Origin of the sequence: Pseudomonas sp. H1h (assembly GCF_000633255.1) — a bacterium.
Classification (GTDB): Bacteria; Pseudomonadota; Gammaproteobacteria; order Pseudomonadales; family Pseudomonadaceae; genus Aquipseudomonas.
The window spans coordinates 1-2,813 of sequence record NZ_AYMJ01000039.1 but is presented as its reverse complement, the minus strand read 5'-3'; the positions used below and the strand labels follow the sequence as shown (position 1 = coordinate 2,813).

General features: G+C 63.0%; 1 protein-coding gene. It reads left to right on the top strand.

The genetic code is table 11. The features are described from left to right. Nucleotides 1–2,813: immunoglobulin-like domain-containing protein (locus U862_RS0128335; protein WP_025113484.1), on the top strand; the 2,813-nt coding region annotated here is incomplete at both ends.

The window sequence follows — 2,813 nt, the reverse complement described above, 5'->3', positions numbered from 1 at the left end:
ACCATCGACACCACCACGGTCAAACTGACCGCGACCGAGTCCGCCGCTGAAGGTGGCACCGTCACTTACACAGCGACCGTCGGTGCACCGGTAACCGGTTCGCCAGTCACCGTGACCCTTGCCAACGGTCAGAACATCACCATCGAAGTGGGCAAGACCACGGGCACCGTGACCACCACCGCGCCAAACGACGTACTGACCGGCCACGCTCCACTGACCAACGCAATAACCGACGTGAGTGGCGGTAACTACGAAAACCTCGTGGCTGACAAAACCCCGGTCAATACCACTGTCACCGACACCGTCGACACCACGAATCTGTCGCTCAGCGCGACCGGCACCGTGGCCGAGGGCGGTTCGATCATCTACACCGCGACGCTGACCAACGCAGCGGGTTCGCCAGTCACCGTGACTCTGAGCAACGGCGCCGTGATCACCATCGACGCCGGCAAAACCACCGGCACCCTGACCGTTCCGGCACCGGCCGATGACGTGTACAAAGACGCGGGCAAAGTCGAAGCAACCATTTCGACCGCTACCGGTGGCAACTTCGAAAACCTGGTGCCGAGCACTGTTCCTGCGGTCACCAACGTTACCGATACCATCGATACCACCACCGTGAAGCTGACGGCTTCCGAAACAGCGGCCGAGGGTGGCACCGTCACCTACACCGCCACTGTTGGTGCACCGGTAACCGGTTCGCCAGTCACCGTGACCCTGGCCAACGGCCAGAACATCACCATCGAAGTGGGCAAGACCACTGGCACCGTGACCACCACCGCACCGAACGATGCGCTGACCGGTCATGCGCCGTTGACCAACGCCATCACCAACGTGAGCGGCGGCAACTACGAAAACCTGGTTGCCGACAAAACCCCGGTCAGCACCACCGTGACCGACACCGTCGACACCACCAACCTGTCGCTCAGTGCGACCGGCACAGTGGCCGAAGGTGGCTCGATCATCTACACCGCGACGCTGACCAACGCAGCGGGTTCGCCAGTGACCGTGACTCTGTCCAACGGCGCCGTGATCACCATCGACGCCGGCAAAACCACCGGCACCGTGACCGTTCCGGCTCCGGCGGACGACGTGTACAAAGACGCGGGCAAAGTCGAAGCAACCATTTCGACCGCTACCGGTGGCAACTTCGAAAACCTGGTGCCAAGCACCACGCCGGCCGTGACCAACGTCACCGATACCATCGACACCACCACCGTGAAGCTGACGGCTTCCGAAACAGCGGCCGAGGGTGGCACCGTCACCTACACCGCCACTGTCGGTGCGCCTGTGACCGGCTCACCGGTCACCGTGACCCTGTCCAACGGCCAAACCATCACCATCGACATCGGCAAAACCACCGGCACCGTGACCACCACCGCGCCAAACGACGTACTGACCGGCCACGCGCCGTTGACCAACGCCATCACCAATGTCAGCGGCGGCAACTACGAGAACCTCGTTGCCGACAAGACACCGGTCAGCACCACCGTGACCGACACTGTCGATACGACCAACTTGTCCCTGAGCGCCACCAACACGGTCGCCGAGGGCGGTTCGATCATCTACACCGCGACATTGACCAACGCCGCTGGCTCGCCAGTCACCGTGACTCTGAGCAACGGCGCCGTGATCACCATCGACGCCGGCAAGACCACTGGCACTGTGACTGTTCCGGCTCCGGCGGACGACGTGTACAAAGACGCGGGCAAAGTCGAAGCAACCATTTCGACCGCTACCGGTGGCAACTTCGAAAACCTGGTGCCAAGCACCACGCCGGCCGTGACCAACGTCACCGACACCATCGACACCACCACCGTCAAACTGACCGCGACCGAATCTGCTGCCGAAGGTGGCACCGTCACCTACACCGCGACCGTCGGCGCGCCAGTGACCGGTTCGCCGGTCGTGGTGACTTTGGCCAACGGCCAGAACATCACCATCGAAGTCGGTAAAACCACCGGCACCGTGACCACCACCGCGCCGAACGACGCGCTGACCGGTCATGCGCCGCTGACCAACTCGATCAGCAACGTGACCGGCGGCAACTACGAAAACCTCGTCGCCGACAAGACCCCGGTCAGCACCACCGTGACCGACACCATCGACACCACCAACCTGTCGCTGTCCGCGACCGGCACCGTGGCCGAAGGTGGCTCGATTGTTTACACCGCGACGCTGACCAACGCCGCTGGCTCGCCAGTGACCGTTACTCTGTCGAACGGCGCCGTGATCACCATCGACGCCGGCAAGACCACCGGCACCGTGACTGTTCCGGCTCCGGCTGACGACGTCTATAAAGATGCCGGCACTGTCCAGGCCACGATCAAGTCCGCCACCGGCGGCAGTTTCGAAAGCCTGGTGCCAAGCACCACGCCGGCCGTGACCAACGTCACCGACACCATCGACACCACCACCGTCAAACTGACCGCGACCGAATCTGCTGCCGAAGGTGGCACCGTCACCTACACTGCGACTGTCGGCGCACCAGTGACCGGTTCGCCGGTCGTGGTGACTTTGGCCAACGGCCAGAACATCACCATCGAAGTCGGTAAAACCACCGGCACCGTGACCACCACTGCGCCGAACGATGCGCTGACCGGTCATGCGCCACTGACCAATGCGATCAGCGGTGTGACCGGTGGCAACTACGAGAATCTGGTTGCTGACAAAACCCCGGTCTCGACCACCGTCACCGACACCATCGACACCACCAACCTGTCGCTGTCCGCGACCGGCACCGTGGCCGAAGGTGGCTCGATCGTTTACACCGCGACGCTGACCAACGCCGCTGGCTCGCCAGTGACCGTGAC